Source organism: Bacillus yunxiaonensis (assembly GCF_037104695.1).
In the GTDB taxonomy this organism is placed as follows: domain Bacteria; phylum Bacillota; class Bacilli; order Bacillales; family Bacillaceae_G; genus Bacillus_A; species Bacillus_A yunxiaonensis.
Genome location: NZ_JBAWSV010000001.1, coordinates 209946 through 229333 on the forward strand (window position 1 = coordinate 209946; position 19388 = coordinate 229333).

The following is a 19388-nucleotide window of genomic DNA, read 5'->3' on the forward strand; positions in this document are numbered from 1 at the left end:
TGAGCGAGATGAAACTAGAGAAAGCTCTTCATCCAAGCTTTGTAAAAAGATTACAGCATATGCGTTTTGTTGGGAAATTTGTAGAAGAGCAGAAGGAGAAGAAAGGCTCATTTTTTGTCATTTGTCTTTCACCGATTCCAAACATTATTGAAGCTGCTTTTGGAGAAAGTTCTTATATATTTGAGGGTTTATATAAAAATAAACAAAATGAAAAGTTTTTTGCAACTATAAAAGAAGGAAAACAAGAAAAACAATTGTTGTTATTTCGTCTTTCTTATACAGGAGGTGCTTTATATGTGGAATTAATACGTGCTGAAGAACGTGAAATAGCAAATTCCTATAAAATGATTCCTTCTCCTAAACTATCAGCTCCAAAGGCGAGAGAAGCATTGGAAAGAAAACTTGGAAAAGGATATGTTTCATTTTTGATACCAAAATTCCCTCATGATTTCGGTACGCCAGAGTTGTTATGGTATGAAGGACGGATATATGGGAATATATTTTTGAAGCCTTCGTATAGTGCCATTATGTATCGAGAGCAGAGGGGGGATGTTCGTTACCTTGATATAGATGATTGGATGCAATATGCCGAGATGAATGTCGAGAATAGTTTGTTTTTTGTTCGAACAGAAGTGTATGAACAGTTAGAAAAACAAGTAAAAGAGAGTGGAAAACAAATTGAAATTATCGATACAGGTAAACAAGAGAAAGGAAATGAATGGAATGAACGTGAACATTCATTTTTACAATATGTAAAGCAAATTATCGCAGAAAAAGAATTATATATGGATGAGAGCGATATTTACAATTTTCATATTTGTGTAAAGACAAATCTATTAACAATAGTAGGGGGTATGCCTGGTATTGGAAAATCACAATTTGTGCAAACCTATGCGGAAGCACTCGGATTAACATTTGGAAAAAATCTTATTTGGGTTCCAGTGTCACCATCCTATCAAGAACCTCATGATGTACTAGGTTATCTACATTCAAATGGAACGTATATGGAAAGTGAAACAAAACTTGTACGGACACTTTTAGAAGCCGCTGAAAATCCAAATCAATTATATATGATTGTATTTGATGAAATGAATATGTCGTATATTGAGCATTGGTTTACTCCTTTTTTATCTCTCCTGCAGTTAGATCGGAAAAATCGTATTTTATCTTTGTATGCAGCTTGTAATGAAAAAGAACAGGATATACCATCACAAATTGAAATTAGTGATAATATCATTTTTATTGGTACAGTTAATTTTGATGAAACAACAAAGGAGCTATCTGACCGTTTATTAGATCGTGTAAACGTTGTATTACTTCAAAAAATTCCATTTTGTGAAATGAACATGGTGGAGCGAAAAACGTTACATTTCCCGTTTGCATTTTCTGTTTCCGCATCAGAATTTCGAATGAACTGGGTTCATCGTAAGGCAATGCTTGATGTATTTACAGATGAAGAGCTAGAGTTATTAGATAAAATGCATCAACTGTTATTTCTTCACGATACTTCAAAGGGAATTTCATTTCGCGTTGCGTCAGCAATTGCATCTTATTTAAAAAATATTCCATGTGATGAAGGCCGATCTTTGTTAATAAGTCGTGAAGAAGCATTTGACCTTCAAATAAAACAACGTATTTTAACGAAGTTACGTGGTACAGAAGCAACAATTGGTGCATTGCTTCGTGAAGAGGGAAAAAAAGAGATGTCTCTTGTACAATTGCTGCAATCAGCACTTGCAAATCGTGTATCAACTTTTGAACATTCTCTAATGTACATGAAGCAAAAACGGCGGGAATTGGAGCTGTACGGATATGTTAAATGAGAGTGCGTATGAAACCGAAATTATGGAGACAGGAGAGAGGCTTCCTTTTGTACTGAAAATAATAGTAGGTGCAGAAGAGAAGGGGGAGCATGTTGTATTGAATAAACTTTGTGCTTCGCCAATTTCAATTTCTTCGTGTGTGTACAAAATTCAAGAATTAAAACCGCTACGGTTACATATACAATCACAAAAGTCAATAAAGGTTACGTTTATTTGGAATAAAGTATATGAAGGGCAAAAGCAACATATGGAATGGAAATATGAACTCCATGAACGACAACGTACTGCTTTACTGTATGAGCATGGCAAAACAGACTATTTATATCCATGGCGCTGTGGTGTATATCATTTTGAAGTGCAGGTTGGAGAAGAACTATTTTACGGAGCATTTCAAATTGTTCCGAAAAACTTTTTTGATGATCAGCTAGAGTTAATTCAGCAATATGTAAAGTCTGTGCTAGGTGGAATTATTTTAGATCGTGGGTATTATAAAAAGACGTTTGTTACGTTTACAGATATTGAAGATTATTCATATATGCGCATGCTCCGTACGCTGCCGCAAAAAATGAAAAAAGTAAAGCAGTTATATTATGAAGTTCAGCAAAAAACAAATTTCGAACAAGAATATATATGGGAGATGAGAGAGAGAAAACCAACAAGAAAAAGCATCATTACACGTGAGAAAAAACCGTATGCAAAATGGTATAATCGCTGCTTTAGAGAGCAAAAGCATTGTAAAGAAAATGGCTATGTAAAATATAAAACGAAGCAATTTTATAACAAGCTATTAGAAATTGATTCATTTTTACGTGAAACTATTCAGAAACTAGAGAGTGAACAACAAACGCGGAGAGAAGAGAAAAAAGCAGTACATACCATTTTACAAACAATTGAACGAAATGGATCTGTGACCGAACGAGACAAACAAAAATATCGCAACATTCATTTGTTAAAAGACACTGACCTACGTAAAATGGCAATGAAAATTCAAGAGTATAAAGTGCTCTATACAATTTTACAAAGTACACTCACATATTTTTCATATCTTCTATACACACCGTTTTGGAGAGGGGTTCGGGAAGAAGCCACGCTTACAACGCATTCGCTGCCTCCTGTATATCATCAATTATTACATCAGCTTGAATTTTCACCGCATCGCAATGAATTAGAACCATCGTTTTTATTTGTTTATAAGCCGACATTTTTAATCTATGAGTACTATGCGTATTTTACTGTTATTGCAATTCTTCAAGAGATTGGTTTTATTGATTACTTGTCAATTGCAGAGCAAATTCAATCTTATTTTTATTTAGACGGTTTACAAGATGGAACCACAATTGTGTTAGACAATAAAGATTTGCAGTTGCATGTGGCATTTAATGATTTAATTGAAACACATCCGCTTATTGCGCTCAGTAAAAATAGTCATTTTTATAATGGAGAAGACACAAAAAAGCCAGATATCCGTATTGATTGTTATAAAAGAGGAGAAACTGCATACGAATATCAATCATCTATAATTATTGAAGTGAAATATAGTCCGATGTATAACATTTTTCAACCAGTTGGAAATACGAGAGCAACCGAACAGATGTACAAATATTGGTCAATTAAATATGTAAAAGAGCAGAATGGAAAACGATTATTTCATCGCCGTGCGATTTATGAAGTTATATGTGTATATCCAGGAAGCAATATGCATGCGAAAAAAATTGAAGCAGGTTGTGGTGTATTTTTACAATTGTATCCGTATAAAACGAAAAAGGGAGAAGAGAGGCTGGCAGGGAAAAAAGAACTAGTAAATATTTTTCAGCATTGGTTAGCGGAGATGAGGAAATAAAGTGAAATTTTTATCCCGCTTTTCTACAGAAGATAGGTGAGGGATAACTGCTGGCATACGCCCGATTGGTGAGAGCTTTCCATCAGTGGAGGATGAAAAAAACCCCCACTGATGGAAGTTTCACTTTATTAGTGGGGGACTTTATCCCCACTTATTTTTTGCTTCCTCTGAACCTTAAGGTGAGTATATTATTTCCTATATGTAACATGTTTCCTTTTTGTAGATGTTGTCATGTTTTTTGTAAATTTTTTATATAAATATAAAAGTAATACAGGAATCATGATTCATATATGGAAACTATAAATAAAGAAATAGTTTTTCTTGCATAGCATGTTTCCTTTTTATATGATAGATGTTGAAAGCGCTAACAAAAAAGTAAAGGGTGATGAGAAAGGCGGTGGAGTATGTTCCAACGTGTTCAAACAAAGGAAGACCATTTCTGGTTCGAACAATTATGGGGAGATTTTTGTGAAGAACGAAACTTAATGTTTGTAGAACGGAATTTAACACCTTCAAGATTTTTATTGGTAGAAGAAAATCATTATATCGGAACTGTCGAATGTATAAGTTATAAAACACCTGAGCAATCAAATTCCGAGTTTTTTTACCCGTTTTCTGAAAATGAATATATACAAGGTTTAAAAAACGTGTACGAAATTGGAAAATTAAGCATTGCAAAAACATCTCGCGGTCGTGGACAATTTAAACAACTTGCGACGATTTTATTTATATATGCTTTAGAAGTAAAAGCAGAGTGGTATATTGCGGTTGTAACAAAGCGTATGTATATGTACCTACGTTCATTAGGGTTTCCAATTGAACCAATTGATGATTCGTTCGCTATTAATGATAAACTGCAAGGTGTACCGGTTCGCATTCATGTTATGAAAGGATTAACTCATATGTATTCTTTAAAAGAGTTTCGTGATGTGATTCAAGGAAATGCACATGCGCAAGCGTTGATTAAAGAGAACAGTAAAAAAATTATGTTAACAAGATGAATAGTGTCACAAAATTGCATCATTCCATGTGATTATCATCACACCTTCCAATAGCAATTTGTATTACGCTTACATTGTAAAGATTGCTAGAGAGGGGATGGGAATGATGTTTTGTCATCAATGTGAACAAACGCCTACCGGCGGATGTAAAGTGATTGGAGTTTGTGGTAAAGACGAAACAATTGCAAGCTTACAAGATATTATCGTTTTTGCTTTAAAAGGAATTGCTGCATATCGCACCCATGCAGCGCAACTAGGGTACACAGATCCGTTTGTAGATGCAGTAACACATGAAGCTCTATATATGACGTTAACAAATTCAAACTTTAATGAACAAGAACATTTAGATATGGCAATGAAAGTCGGAAAAGCTGCTATTCGCGTGATGGAACTACTTGATAAGGCACATACTGAACATTTTGGAGTGCCGGAACCAGTACAAATTACACAAAATCGTGCCTATGGAAAAGCGATTATTGTGACAGGGCATAATTTATATGCTCTAGAAGAGTTATTAAAGCAAACAGAAGGAAAAAATATCAATATTTATACACATTCTGAAATGCTGCCAGCACACGGCTATCCGCAGTTGAAAAAATATGCACATTTAAAAGGGAACATCGGTAAGGCTTGGTACGATCAGCGTCGCTTATTCGAAAAATTTTCAGGAGCTATATTAGCAACGACAAATTGTGTTATGCCAATTAAAGGAACATATGCAGATCGCTTCTTTTCTTATGACGTTGCAGGGTTAGAGAGAGTACGTAAAATTGAAAATGATGATTTTACACCGCTTATTGAAATGGCATTGAAACTTCCGGATGTACAAATGGAATCAGAAGAACAATTAATAACAGGATTTCATCATGAGACGGTATTATCGTTGGCATCAGAAATTATTGATGCTGTGAAAGCTGGTAAAATTCAACGTTTCTTTGTAATTGCTGGCTGTGATGCGCCGGGAAAAGGTGGAGAATATTACCGTGAATTAGCAACATCTTTACCAGCAGAAACAGTTATTTTAACGACATCTTGCGGGAAATTTCGTTTTAATGATGTAGATTATGGCGTTGTACCAGAAACGAATATACCACGTTATATTGATCTGGGGCAATGTAATAATTCGATTTCAACAGTGGAAATTGCAGTAGCTTTAGCAGAAGCGTTTCAATGTGAAGTGAATGAGCTGCCAGTCAGTATTGTACTGTCTTGGTTTGAGCAAAAGGCTGTAGCGATATTACTTGGGTTATTTAGCCTCGGTATTCAAGATATTCGCATCGGTCCAAAAGCGCCGGAATTTATATCACCAGGCGTACTGCAAGTGTTACAAGATGCATTTCGCTTAAAACTAATTACAACAGCAGAAGAAGATATGAAAGCTATGCTATCATAATAAAAAAAGACGATGTTTATGAAGAACATCGTCTTTTTTTATTATGATATATTAAAATCCAAAAATACTTAAAAGCATTTTACGGCGCTTCGGTTTTTCTTCCTGTTTTGCTGCTGCTACTTCTTGCGTAATATAAATTGGTTCTTTTCGTTTAAGTGCCATTTCCAATTGCTCAATTTTTGCGTTCATTTCTTCCATTTCATTACGGTGTTGTAACAATTGATAATTCACAACATCATCTGCTTTTTCTTGTAATTTTTCTTCTAGTCGATCCAAGCGTAAGGAAATGTCTTTTAATTGTGTTATAAATTGCTGCATTTCATTGGATGGTGCTGCTTGAGCAGCATGATAAGAAGATGATTCATGTTCTTGGTTCGATACAGAGCGTTGAAATTCAAGCATTTGTTGTAAATCTTGTTCGTAAAAAACATAGTGTCCAAATTTATTCTTTTTTAATTCTAACCCAATTTGCTGTGCAAGACGGATGACAGCTTTTGGACTTGTACCTAATTTTTTGGCGATCATCGGCGTTTTATATTCCACAATAACCCCTCCCATACCTTGTTGTTAGAAGGTTTCGTGATAGCTTGTTCGTTCCCTGCATGCTTGACAAAAGAAGTGGGAAATCGGCAAAGAAAGTGCTTATTCACAAAAATAAATTTGTAAGAAAGGAAACATCTCGAAAATGAACAAAAGTTGTCTAATTTCAGCTGTTTCTCTTATTTGACGGAGAGTATAAGTTTCGTTATCATAAACGTAAATATCTTTTTTATGTATGCATATAATGTATAAAAGGTGATTGCTAGTGTAGAAACTTGTAAGATTGTTAGAGAAGTCCTTTCTTTAGAATAAAACCATTAGGAGGTGGCTTCCTTACTTACAAAGTGAGTAAGGAAATGTATTTGGACATATTTAGTATAAGTATGGTCATTGTTTTAATTGCCTTAACTGCTTTCTTCGTTGCGTCTGAATATGCAATTGTCAAAGTTAGGAGTTCACGCATCGATTATTTAATTGCAGAAGGAAATAAACGTGCAACGGCTACGAAAACAGTCATTACAAACTTAGACGAGTATTTATCAGCGTGTCAGTTAGGAATTACAGTGACAGCACTCAGCCTTGGATGGCTAGGAGAGCCGACGGTTACACGTGTGCTTGATCCGATTTTTGCAAGATTGGAAGTGCCTCCCTCGTTGGGATCCGTCTTATCTGTTTCTCTAGCTTTAATATTTATTACTTTTTTTCACGTCGTAGTAGGTGAGTTAGCTCCAAAAACATTGGCAATTCAAAAGGCAGAAGGAATTAGTTTAGCAGTTGCAAAGCCGCTTATCCTTTTTTATCGACTAGCGTATCCATTTATTTGGACATTAAATGGTTCGGCACGTATTGTTACGAGAATGTTTGGGTTAAAGCCAATGCATAAGCATGAGGTAGCACACTCAGAAGAAGAGTTACGTATGCTCGTATCAGAGAGTTATAAAAATGGTGAAATTAATCAATCGGAATATAAATATGTAAACAAGATTTTCGAATTTGATGATCGACTTGCGAAAGAAATTATGGTTCCACGCACAGAGATGGTAATTTTAGAAAAAGAGCAATCTGTTACGGAAGCAATGCAATTGATGTCAAATGAGAAGTATACAAGATATCCTATCATTGACGGCGATAAAGATCATGTTATTGGTTTTGTGAATTTTAAGGATATTTTTACAGATTTTGTGAAACATAATGGTGCAAATAAAGAAACCGTTGCACAGTATGCTCGTCCGATTATCCAAATTATTGAATCAATTGCTATTCATGATTTGTTTGTGAAAATGCAGCGTGAACGCACACATATGGCAATTTTAGTGGATGAATACGGCGGAACATCTGGACTTGTAACAGTTGAAGATATATTAGAAGAAATCGTTGGTGACATACAAGATGAATTTGATACGGATGAAAAGCCGGAGATTCAACGCATTAGCGAAACGAAAATAATTTTAGAAGGAAAAGTACTTGTTAGTGAAGTTAATGCATTATTAGGGCTTTCAATTAACGATGAAGACGTTGATACAATTGGCGGTTGGATTTTAACAGAACACCTTGAAATTGAACAAGGTGGTATTGTGGACATTGAAAATTATAAGTTTCGTATTGTTGAATTAGATGGTCATTACATTAAACAAATTGAAGTGACGAAGCAGATTGCACCGCAGCCTGTAGAAGTAACAGAACAACATGTGTCGCTTCAAGAACAAGTAAGTTCATAGCCTTGCCCATATGGTAAGGTTTTTTTATTTATCGAAAAATGGCAAGAAAACCCCATCTTCAAAATGCGCGGGGCATAGCCCAGTTTAAGGTGGGGATGAATTGCCGTCGCATTCGTAAAAATATTTTCACATTAATACGAAAAATACACCCGACTTTTAGTCAGGTGCATTTTTGTTAGTTCATTTCTTGCTTATAAATCTCATCTTCTACATAAATATGCTCTTTCTCAACCGCTGTATCATGCGCGAGTACAAGGCCGATTGGTGTGTTTGTATCTTTATTTTGTACAATTGTAAACGGTACTTGTTTTTCGTTTGCTAATTTAATGTATTTAGATAAATGTGGGTAAGCGATGCTACCGTTCACATACAATGTTAACCCTTGAGAAGAACCCATACTTTCTTTTACTGCTGTATATACGTTTGTTTGCATCACTTGCCCAATCGTTAATGCGATTTCTACACGCTCACGCAATGTGCTTAAAAACATATTTCGTTCTTCAGGTTTGTTTTGTTTTTGTCCATGAATGCCTTCTTGAAGATAATCTTCCACATTTTTATTTCCCATTTTTTTCACACCTTTCCTATTTCTATTGTACGAAAGAAATGAAAAGGATGCAAAAATATAATTTCACGTACTATATTTTAAAATTTTATCAACATGAAATAACAAAATGTGACATTACTCTCTTAACGAAATTCGTTTTTTGTGTTAATATTCAAAATATATAGGGTATTTTTCGTATGGAGATGGAGGGAATGGGGGTTTTTCCAATCGATAAGGATATTAGTAAAATGTTTTGTACCTACTTAAAAAAGAATAGTCAACAATTCGTAGAGAACTGGAAAAACAAAATTATTATTTCAGAAAACGATCCGTTTAAAGACGAAATTATTGAAAACGGGGAAAATTTACTAACATTAATGATGGAACTCATTATGAAAGAGAAAGAAGTTGAACATATTAGGACGTTATGTGAGAAAATCGCCATTGAGCGCGCGGGGGCAGATGCAAATATTGGAGACTTTGTCTATAATGCGAATATAGGGCGAAATGAATTGTTTGAGGCAATGTGTGAATTAGATGTGAGTGCTCGTGAATTGAAACCAATCATGGCAAAAATACATACTTGTTTTGACCGCCTAATCTATTATACAGTTTTGAAATACTCAGAAATTATCTCGAAAAATTTAGAAGAAAAGCAACAATTTATTAACGAAACACATAAAGAGAGATTGACAATTTTGGGACAAATGTCAGCAAGTTTCGTTCATGAGTTTCGCAATCCGCTAACTTCTATTATGGGATTTGTAAAACTGTTACAATCAGATCAACCCCATCTTCCGTACTTAGATATTATTTCGCATGAGCTTGACCAATTAAATTTTAGAATTTCTCAATTTTTACTTGTTTCTAAAAAAGAAATTTGGAATGAAGCAGAGCGGTTTTGGCTGAATGATTTATTTCATGATATTATCCAGTTCTTATATCCAAGCTTAGTGAATGCAAATGTTTCTATTGAGAAAAATCTGCCGTATCCAATACCATTTATCGGGTATCGAAGTGAAGTTAGGCAAGTGTTTTTAAATATTTTAATGAACTCTATTGACGCTCTTGAAGGAGTGGCAGAAAGTAAGAGAATTGTTATTGATGTGTGTGAAGATGAAGAACTAATACATATTTTTATTAAAAATAATGGCCCGATGATTCCGCCAAAAAATATTGAAACAATATTTGAACCATTTGTAACGACAAAAAAGTTAGGAACTGGAATTGGCTTATTTGTTTGTAAGCAAATTGTGGAAAAACATAAAGGGTCTATTACATGTAAGTCAACAGAAGAATGGACAGAATTTCATATTTCTTTTGAAAAATCGATATAAAATAAAGTGAAATGTATTATAGTAGTGCTGTGGATAATTGTACCTATTATTTGTGTCAAGAAATGCAATAGTGCGTTAGTTTGTTAAATTTAAAAACACACCGTTCAAAATAAGAACGGTGTGTTTTTGTTAAAAGGAATGTTGTCATATCAAAATGTGGAGTGTACAAAATGAGTTGATATTTTTTATGGCAATTTTATCCCGCATTAACGAGCAGTAAGACCCCCACCTCAAGATTCAGGGAGAAGCGAGGGAGATGAAAAAGCTCTCCACTGATGGAAGTTTCACTTTATTTAAAATCTAAATTTTTATGATTTGACACAAAAATTAAAATGCCCAATTACCTTTTCTAAAGATAGGCTCTAGTTTTCCGTCTGACGTTTCACCGTCAATATCAAGATCTGGAGATCCAATCATAAAATCGACATGAGTAATACTATCGTTTAATCCATTTCCTTGAAGTTCTTCTTTACTCATATTAATACCGTCTTGAATACACATAGGAAGTGCATTACCTAATGCGAGATGACAGGATGCATTTTCATCAAATAATGTGTTGAAAAAGACAACGTTTGTATTAGATATGGGTGAATCGTGCGGAACAAGTGCCACTTCTCCTAAATGCAAAGCTCCTTCATCTGTTTCCAGTAACTTTTTCAATGTTTCATAACCAGTTTCAGCTGAACAAGCAACAACTTTTCCTTCACGGAAAGTAAGAGAGAAATCCTTGATTAATGTACTACCGTAATTTAAGGGTTTTGTACTTCCTACTACACCGTTTACTCCTGTTTTTAATGGAACAGTAAATACCTCTTCTGTTGGCATATTTGGTATAAATGGAGTATGTAATTTATTTTGAAATTGTGCACTTAGCCATTTGTGGTTATCAGGGAGTTCGATAGTTAAATCTGTTATATCAGATTTGTAATGAAGTTTTTTATACTTTCTCTCATTTAAATGATGTGCTTTACTATTTAATAATTGAATATGTTCTTGCCATGCCTGTATTGGATTATCATCAGTTACTCTTGTAATTTTAAAAATCAAATCCCATAATTTATTGACGCCTTCTTCTGCATTGAGTTCAGGGAAAATTTGAGAGGCCCATTCGATGGTTGGTACAGAAATAATTGACCAACTACATTGACTACTAATTCGGTATTCGTTAAGTTCCTTCATACCAGAAGCATTTGTTTTCATAGCGATTGCAAGTCTTTCTGCATTAATATCTTGTAGAAGAGTAGGATTAGATGCATCGATATATAAAAAAGCAGCATTATTTTTAGCTAATTCAACGAGCCCCTTTGCTTTCCAATGAGGAAATTCCTTCAAACCTTCTAGTGGCGAATATAAGTACTTAATTAACGTTAAGTCTTCATCTGAGTATTCGACATGGACATTTTTTGCTCCTGATTTATAGGCTTGCTTTGATAATTCACGAACTAAGTGAGCAGATGTGATAGGTGCATGGATGACGAGAGTTTGTCCTTCTTGAATATTGATCCCCATTTGTATAACTAATTGTGCGTACTTTTTTAAATTTTCTTCAAAATGAGTCATGAGCAACCTCCTGGAAATATATAGATTCCTATAAAATTATAAATTAAATTGAATATTTTTTCTATTCTGTTTTCGTTATTTATGAAATAATAAAGTAACTAGATTGTACATACTAGAGGCTGCTTTATAAAATTAGAAATGATGATATGTTTGTGAAAAATTTAATTTGTCAAAAACAAACTTTCCAATTTTGGTGATTTATTTGCATAACCAAGTGCAACAATTGTATAAATTTTATTTGCCTCAATTTTCACTTCGGGAATTGTTAATACAACGTTTTTTGTTCCCGCAACTGATACTTCTATATCTGCTACGCCAGGACTTACTTGCAAGTAATCTGTTGCCTGTTTAAATGCAACCTTTTCGAACAGTTTTTCTCCATCTTTTAAAGCTACATCTATTTCGGGGGTATCAGGAGATAAATGGATGAATCGTATTTTTGCTTGACCGTATGGTAGAGGTGTATTATCAATGAGAGGTAACAGTTGAAGTTTATCAACATTACCAGCTGCCGCAAGGGTATATGCATGGTTCCCCATTATAGGAACCAGAGCTGAAAAGATTGGAGTTTCATCACCGGCAGGTACGATATCAATGCGGTATTGTCCTTGTGTAAGTGAAAGGTATGGACTATGTTGCTTAAACGAAATGTTTTTCACCACTTTTTGTCCATTTATGACAATATCAACAGTGGATGCATCAGGAGAAGCGTGTAAGATTCGAACGTGAGATGGTAATGATTGTTCGCTTGAATGTGGTAGTGATATCCGGCTTTGTTCGTAAGCCTGTACAAATTGTTTCATAGCTTTATAGTGTTTCAAATATAATTCCATATATTTTTGTGGATTTATATATTTGTAATAACAGGCAAGTTGCTCATACATTGCAGCTTGCTGCGCATACTTTTCTACTTCAGATGGATTCATTTATTTTCCCTCCTCTAGTATCATTATTACAACTATATGCATGTACAAATGTCATAAGTACTTGATAACTGTTGATGAGGAAAAAGTTCTGTTACAATTGATTTTTTATGGTAAAAGTTAAAGAATATTTTCGTACAAAATTAGCATTTGTAACATTAAGTTTTGGAAATAAATGATTTATGAAAGCTTTAACTGCGTTTTTTATATTTTGAAAAGAAAAGATAAGATAATAAATTGTTATTATCAAAAAATAATTATATGTTTGTTTTTGAATTATATAAAATGTATTAAATCTATTGTTAATTTTCTAATAGTATTGTATATTAAAAAAAGAATTTAATTCCCATATGTAACTGGCGCAACATGGATTACCATGAGGGAGCATATGGATTTATGAGCCGCGCGCCTGGGCAAGCACTTGATATTTCTATCAAGTGCTTTTTATTTTTCTATTATAGAAAAGGAGTAGATTGGGATGAATTCTATGCACAGGAAGATGGGAACGTTTTCCCTTACTATGACGGGGCTCGGTTCCATGATTGGTTCAGGATGGTTATTTGGAGCTTGGAGAGCTGCAGAAATTGCGGGGCCAGCTGCTATATTTTCTTGGATGATTGGTATGGTCGTTATTTTATTTATTGCACTGTCTTACGCAGAACTTGGAGCTATGTTTCCTGAAACAGGAGGAATGGTAAAGTATCCACAATATTCCCACGGTTCATTGGTTGGATTTTTGGCAGGGTGGGCCAATTGGATTGCAATTACTTCCACGATTCCTGTAGAAGCCATTGCTTCAGTTCAATATATGAGTACATGGCCGTGGAAATGGGCTAGTTGGACACATTCACTTGTGCAAGATAATGTACTAACATCTAAAGGATTACTCGTTGCATCTATATTACTTTTTGTATATTTTTTCCTAAACTATTGGACAGTTAATCTTTTCGCAAAGGCGAATACTTGGATTACAATATTTAAAATTATTGTGCCTGGAATTACTGCTGGTGCCTTGTTATTTGTCGGATTTCAAGAAAGTAACTTTACAACTTCACAGGGGATGGCACCATATGGATGGGCAAGTGTGCTCACGGCAGTTGCTACTTCTGGAATTGTATTTGCTTTTAATGGATTTCAAAGTCCAATCAATATGGCCGGCGAAGCGAATAAGCCGAACCGCTCTATTCCAATTGCAGTCATTGGATCAATTTTGATTGCTACGGTTGTATATGTTGTACTGCAGATTGCCTTTATCGGAGCAGTAAATCCGGTGGTAATTGCAAAAGGATGGAATCATTTACATTTCAATTCTCCGTTTGCTGATTTGGCAATTGCACTCGGAATGAATTGGCTAGTTATTTTACTGTATGCCGATGCGTTTATCTCTCCATCTGGGTCTGGAACTACTTATACTGCAACAACAGCTCGTATGGTTTATGGAATGGAGAAAAATGGTTATCTCCCAAAAAAATTAGGTGTTTTACACCCTGTGTATGGTGTTCCTCGTCCAGCATTAATTTTGAACTTATGTATATGTTTTCTTTTTTTAATATTATTTCGTGGATGGGGTGTTTTAGCTGAAATTATTTCAGTTGCCACGTTAATTTCTTACATTATGGGGCCAATTGCACTGATGACATTACGAAATACAGCAGGACATTTATATCGACCATTTCGTTTAAAGGGAGCTAATTTTATTGCTCCGTGTGGATTTGTTTTTGCATCTCTTACTTTGTATTGGGCACGTTGGCCGCTAACAGGTGAGGTATTGTTCATCATGGCAATTGGATTACCGATTTATTTTTATTATCAATATAAAAATAAATGGCGCGGATTCAAAAATCAACTCCGTTCAAGCATTTGGTTAATTGTATATTTACTGTGTATGGTAACGATTTCATATCTTGGTAGTTACAAATTTGGCGGAATGAATATAATCCCATATGGTTGGGACATGCTTCTTATTACAGTAATAGCCCTTGTCTTTTATTTTTGGGGAGTAAGAAGTGGAAGTTATACAGAATACATGATAGAAGCTGAGAAAATTAATGAATCTTTATCAGGTCAAGATGGTAAGAGTGAATTTTCTTCTAAAAGTCAAGCGGTGTAAATTTTTTGCATTCCCATATTTATAAAGAAAAACGCAGCGATGTGCTGCGTTTTTCTTTATAAATAATTAGAATGGTTGAGATAATGAGACGACAGTTTGAGTGAGCTGTACAAATAGACAACTCCTTAGCGTAGGAATGTTATTCATACAGTTATGTAAAAAAGACAGAGTCGTTTTTTATATCTTTAAGATAGTTGTAGGAGAATATAAAAAACATAGATATGTAAAAAATCTTGCTTTTTTTAAAGAGACCAGTTAGACTATGTGAAAATTAATCTAGAAATTTCTCGTATAATCGTGGAGATATGGTCCACAAGTTTCTACCAAACTACCGAATAAATAGTTTGACTACGAGAGTAAATCAAGATGTGCGCGGCATCTGTTTATTCTCGTATATTTTTATAGGGAGCGTGAACATCATGATGAACAAACAACAGTTACAGAACCTTATTTTTATTGCAAATGGAAAGAAAGAAGCAGACCTTGTTATTCGAAATGCGAAAATTGTAAATGTATTTACAAAAGAAATCATGAGCGGAGATATTGCAATTACAGAAGGTGTAATTGCTGGCATTGGAACATATAAAGGAAAAGTAGAAATCGATGCGAAAGGCCGTTATGTATGTCCAGGGTTAATTGATGCTCATGTTCATATTGAATCTTCTATGGTAACGCCAGGACAATTTGCAAAAGTTGTTCTTCCACATGGTGTGACGACTGTCATTGCCGATCCACATGAAATTGCCAATGTACATGGCACAAATGGTATACAATTTATGTTAGATACATCTGAAAATCTTCCTCTTGATGTATATATGATGCTTCCATCATGTGTACCTGCAACATCGTTTGAACAAGCTGGTGCAGTATTGCATGCGGAAGATTTATCTCCATTCTTGAAACATCCACGAGTGTTAGGACTTGCAGAAGTAATGGATTTTCCAGCTGTTTTTGAAGCGAAAGATGATATGTTAAACAAATTACTATTAACCAATTGTATTGATGGTCACGGAGCTGGACTAAGTGCACAGCATATCAATGTATACAGGGCTTCTGGGATTACAACGGATCATGAATGTACGACAAAAGAAGAACTGTTAGATCGCTTAGAGCGTGGCATGTATGTCATGCTCCGGGAAGGATCTGTTGCGAAAAATGTAGAGGCGTTATTAGAAGCTGTCACAGAAAAAAATGCACAACGTTGTATATTTTGCACAGATGATAAACATTTAGACGACTTAATTGAAGAAGGAAGTATTGATTATAATGTGCGCTTTGCAATTAAGAAAGGCATTGCACCGATTACTGCTATTTCAATGGCAAGCTTCTATGCAGCACAGTGTTACGGTTTAAAGACAAAAGGGGCAATTGCACCAGGATATGACGCGGACTTTCTTTTACTTGATGATTTAGAAACGTTTTCGATTTATGAAGTATACACAAAAGGGGTACGCGTTGCAGCAAATGGACAATATGTTGGAGAAGAAATGAAAGAAAAGCAATGCGAAGCGGTTACAAACTCTGTACATCTTCCTGCAATCAGTGAAAAAGATTTACAATTGCATATGGGAAAAGGTATGCTTGCAAATATCATTGGAATTGTTTCAAATCAGCTCATTACGAAACATATTATCGAGACAGTAACGATAGAAAAAGGATATTTTATTCCGTCCGTGAGAGACGATCAATTAAAGATAGCGGTTGTAGAGCGTCATAAAGGAACAGGACAAATTGGAATTGGAATCGTGAAAGGATTTGGTCTTCAATCAGGGGCTATTGCGACAACAGTTGCTCATGATTCTCACAACATTATCGCGGTTGGAACAAATGATGAAGACCTATTACAGGCAATTACAACTATTCATAACATACAAGGCGGTATGGTTGTTGTAAATAATGGTGTAGTACTTGAACAATTATCGTTGAACATTGCTGGACTTATGTCAGAAGAATGTTCGGAATTTGTCTATAAAAAAATAACAGCAATCAATACAAGCTTACAACAGCTTGGTGCACAAACTGAATTTAACCCATTTTTAACACTATCTTTTTTATCTTTACCAGTAATCCCGAATTTAAAAATGACAGTAGATGGATTATTCGACGTTACGAAATTTGAACACATTCCGGTAAATATTGACTACACAGTAGATGAAATCTCTAGCTAAGCTGGAGATTTTTTTTATTACTAGGCAAACACACATACAAAATGACGTTCGTCCTACATATTTTGTCAATGTAAACTATTTTAAATGGATGTAAGGAGTGAAAAACTATGTGGGGTTATGGTGGAGGTTATGGCTGTGGCTACGGCGGTGGCTGTGGCTACGGAGGTTATGGCGCTGGAGGCTGTGGACTTGGATTTGGCTTTGCGATCATTGTTGTGCTATTCATTTTACTAATTATCATTGGAGCTACTTGCGTGCGCTTCTAGGTTATTTAGAAAGAGCGTCATGGTGAACCGATTAATTATACATTAATCGGTTCTTTCTTTTGTAAAATCCTTATTTAACCAAAAAATAGAGATAAAATAGTTTTTTCACGAACATTAACGTTGTTATTTTACGTATAATTCGTTAAATCCGTTGACATTCCAAATAGAACATGGTACTTTTAGTAAGGGTTTTCTAAGGAATGCAATGGGGGAATGAATAGATGAATACGAACTATGATGTAATTGTTGTAGGTGCAGGTCCTGCTGGGATTTTTACTTGCTATGAAACAATTGTTAAAATGCCAGATGCAAAAGTGCTGTTAATTGATAAAGGACATGATATTTATCGTCGTAATTGTCCGATTCTTCAGAAGAAAATAACGAAGTGTCCACCTGCTGCTGGAAAGAAAGATCATGCAGGATGTTTACCAGCATGTTCAATCACAAATGGTTTTGGCGGTGCAGGGGCATATTCAGACGGGAAATTTAACATTACAAGTGAATTCGGTGGTTGGATGACAGACTATTTATCTGCATCGACTGTAATGGATTTAATCAAATATGTGGATGAAATTAACTTAGCACACGGTGCAACTACTTCAATTACAGATCCATTAACAGATGAAGTTCGTGATATCGAAAAACGCGCTTACGCAGCTGGATTAAAACTATTGCGTGCACAAGTTCGCCACTTAGGTACTGAACAAAACTTAGAAATTTTAAAAAGCATTTTCGAATATTTAAAAGAGAAAATCGATATGAAATTTAAAATAGAAGTAGACGACATCGTAACTGAAAAAGTAGAGAATGAACATGTCGTACGCGGCATTGTTTTAAAAGACGGAACAATGCTATCTGCGAAAAAAATAGTAATTGTACCAGGGCGTGATGGATCTGCTTGGTTAACAAAAATTATGAAAAAGCGCCGTTTAAAAATGATCACGAACCAAGTTGATATTGGTGTTCGTGTTGAAACTTCAAACATTGTGATGGAGGAAATCAACAAGCATCTCTATGAAGGGAAATTCGTATTCAATACATCTGTCGGAACGCGAGTACGTACATTTTGTAGTAACCCGTCTGGTCACGTTGTTGTTGAAAACCACTCCGGTATTATGACAGCGAATGGTCATGCGTACAAAGATCCTGCGCTTGGCAGTGATAACACGAACTTTGCGCTTTTAGTATCACATCAATTTTCAGAGCCATTCGATCAGCCGAACGAATACGCGCATGAAGTATCACGTCTAGCAAACCGTATTTCAATGGGCGGAGTTACGGTACAAAAGTACGGAGACATTTTAAAAGGTCGTCGTTCTACACCGAAGCGTATTCAAGAAGGTTTCCTTGAGCCGACATTAAAAGAAGCAGTACCAGGTGACTTAGGTCTTGTGTTACCATACAATACAATGAAAAGTTTAATTGAAATGACAGAAGCATTGAATCATGTCACACCAGGTATTGCATCTGAACATACATTATTTTACGGTGTAGAAGCGAAATTTTACTCCGCAAGACCGAAACTAACCGAACATTTTGAATCTGAAATTTCCGGCTTATACTTAGGCGGAGACGGTGCTGGCGTAACACGCGGACTAGCGCAAGCAAGTGCATGCGGCGTTCACATCGCTCGTCACATTGTAGAACATTTAACGAGTAAAACAGAAAAAAGAGAAGAAGTTGTAGTGGGGTAATATATAATAGAAGAAAAACGATCTTATTGTATAAAATAAGATCGTTTTTTTTAGGATTAATTCATCAACTGAATGAAATGACATGTCTATTAAAAATATAATATACAATGGAAATCACTGATAGTTAGCTATTTATAAGAATTAGAACATAGTATGTAATTTAGCACTTATAGGTGTTGGAAAGGTAGAAGAAATAAATTTATCCCGTTATTCGTGGGCAGTAAGACCCCCACCTCAAGATTGAGAGAAAAGTGAAGAAATCCCTTACCATCGAAGTTTCACTTTATTAAAAATCTCAAGTTAGGGAATTAAATTTGATTGTTATACTAACCTGTTGTTCTTTGTCATAGGGCTCTCTTTCGTTTTGCGCTAAGAAGCAATGCGGTTTCTATTTTAAGAATTAAAGAAGTGAGAGGAGATGATTGGTTAATAGAAATTTTTCCCTTGTTGAATTTTGTCTAAATTTAT

14 protein-coding genes and 2 riboswitches are annotated in these 19388 nt (G+C 35.0%); of the genes, 10 read left to right on the plus strand and 4 right to left on the minus strand.

The window, feature by feature from the left end:
- Positions 1 to 8 precede the first annotated feature (8 nt).
- From WAX78_RS01100 to hcp, 4 genes are all read left to right on the plus strand, one after another.
- Positions 9 to 1823 (plus strand): AAA family ATPase, encoded by a 1815-nt coding sequence (locus WAX78_RS01100; RefSeq protein ID WP_336480472.1) that lies wholly within the window; start codon positions 9 to 11, stop codon positions 1821 to 1823.
- Entirely contained in the window at positions 1813 to 3663 is a 1851-nt protein-coding gene (locus WAX78_RS01105; protein ID WP_336480473.1) for a hypothetical protein, read from the plus strand. The genes WAX78_RS01100 and WAX78_RS01105 overlap by 11 nt, the downstream gene beginning before the upstream one ends.
- Positions 3664 to 4067: 404 nt before the next feature.
- Positions 4068 to 4664, plus strand: coding sequence for a hypothetical protein (locus WAX78_RS01110; protein ID WP_336480474.1), 597 nt, complete (start codon positions 4068 to 4070; stop codon positions 4662 to 4664).
- Between the two features lie 106 nt (positions 4665 to 4770).
- Positions 4771 to 6057, plus strand: a complete 1287-nt coding sequence (gene hcp, locus WAX78_RS01115; RefSeq protein WP_336480475.1) for a hydroxylamine reductase — start codon at positions 4771 to 4773, stop codon at positions 6055 to 6057.
- A 51-nt stretch (positions 6058 to 6108) separates the two neighbouring features.
- Here hcp and WAX78_RS01120 read toward each other — a convergent pair whose 3' ends face one another.
- Positions 6109 to 6600, minus strand: a complete 492-nt coding sequence (locus tag WAX78_RS01120) for a chromosome segregation protein (protein WP_336480476.1) — start codon at positions 6598 to 6600, stop codon at positions 6109 to 6111.
- A gap of 359 nt (positions 6601 to 6959) precedes the next feature.
- Here WAX78_RS01120 and WAX78_RS01125 point away from each other — a divergent pair, with 359 nt between their 5' ends.
- Positions 6960 to 8315, plus strand: coding sequence for a hemolysin family protein (locus WAX78_RS01125; protein ID WP_413789162.1), 1356 nt, complete (start codon positions 6960 to 6962; stop codon positions 8313 to 8315).
- 175 nt (positions 8316 to 8490) lie between these two features.
- Here WAX78_RS01125 and WAX78_RS01130 read toward each other — a convergent pair whose 3' ends face one another.
- Positions 8491 to 8883 carry a YueI family protein gene (locus tag WAX78_RS01130; RefSeq protein WP_230575774.1) on the minus strand — a complete coding sequence of 131 codons (393 nt, stop codon included), beginning with the start codon at positions 8881 to 8883 and terminating at the stop codon, positions 8491 to 8493.
- A gap of 176 nt (positions 8884 to 9059) precedes the next feature.
- On the opposite strand from WAX78_RS01130, the gene WAX78_RS01135 reads away from it, so the two are divergent.
- Positions 9060 to 10199 carry a BA2291 family sporulation histidine kinase gene (locus tag WAX78_RS01135; protein ID WP_336480478.1) on the plus strand — a complete coding sequence of 380 codons (1140 nt, stop codon included), beginning with the start codon at positions 9060 to 9062 and terminating at the stop codon, positions 10197 to 10199.
- Between the two features lie 327 nt (positions 10200 to 10526).
- Here the strand turns inward: WAX78_RS01135 and WAX78_RS01140 are convergent, their stop codons facing one another.
- Together WAX78_RS01140 and WAX78_RS01145 are read right to left on the minus strand one after the other, a co-directional pair.
- Positions 10527 to 11759: an aminopeptidase gene (locus WAX78_RS01140; RefSeq protein ID WP_336480479.1), complete on the minus strand. Its 1233-nt coding sequence runs from the start codon at positions 11757 to 11759 to the stop codon at positions 10527 to 10529.
- 161 nt (positions 11760 to 11920) lie between these two features.
- Positions 11921 to 12685, minus strand: a complete 765-nt coding sequence (locus WAX78_RS01145; protein ID WP_336480480.1) for a DUF4397 domain-containing protein — start codon at positions 12683 to 12685, stop codon at positions 11921 to 11923.
- Between the two features lie 339 nt (positions 12686 to 13024).
- Positions 13025 to 13104: riboswitch (ZMP/ZTP riboswitch) on the plus strand.
- A gap of 56 nt (positions 13105 to 13160) precedes the next feature.
- Between WAX78_RS01145 and WAX78_RS01150 the strand changes: the two genes are divergently transcribed.
- The 4 genes from WAX78_RS01150 to WAX78_RS01165 all read left to right on the plus strand — a co-directional run bounded on the left by WAX78_RS01150 (position 13161) and on the right by WAX78_RS01165 (position 18920).
- Positions 13161 to 14792: an APC family permease gene (locus tag WAX78_RS01150; RefSeq protein WP_336480481.1), complete on the plus strand. Its 1632-nt coding sequence runs from the start codon at positions 13161 to 13163 to the stop codon at positions 14790 to 14792.
- 267 nt (positions 14793 to 15059) lie between these two features.
- Positions 15060 to 15163, plus strand: a riboswitch (purine riboswitch).
- 51 nt (positions 15164 to 15214) lie between these two features.
- The gene (gene ade, locus WAX78_RS01155) at positions 15215 to 16960 is read left to right on the plus strand and encodes an adenine deaminase (RefSeq protein WP_336481328.1); all 1746 of its coding nucleotides are present in this window, start codon (positions 15215 to 15217) and stop codon (positions 16958 to 16960) included.
- Between the two features lie 107 nt (positions 16961 to 17067).
- Complete coding sequence (gene yjcZ / locus WAX78_RS01160; protein WP_336480482.1) at positions 17068 to 17226, plus strand: sporulation protein YjcZ; 159 nt, start codon at positions 17068 to 17070, stop codon at positions 17224 to 17226.
- Positions 17227 to 17447: 221 nt separating this feature from the next.
- A complete protein-coding gene (locus tag WAX78_RS01165) occupies positions 17448 to 18920 on the plus strand; it encodes an NAD(P)/FAD-dependent oxidoreductase (RefSeq protein ID WP_336480483.1) in 1473 nt (490 codons plus the stop codon).
- Positions 18921 to 19388 lie beyond the last annotated feature (468 nt).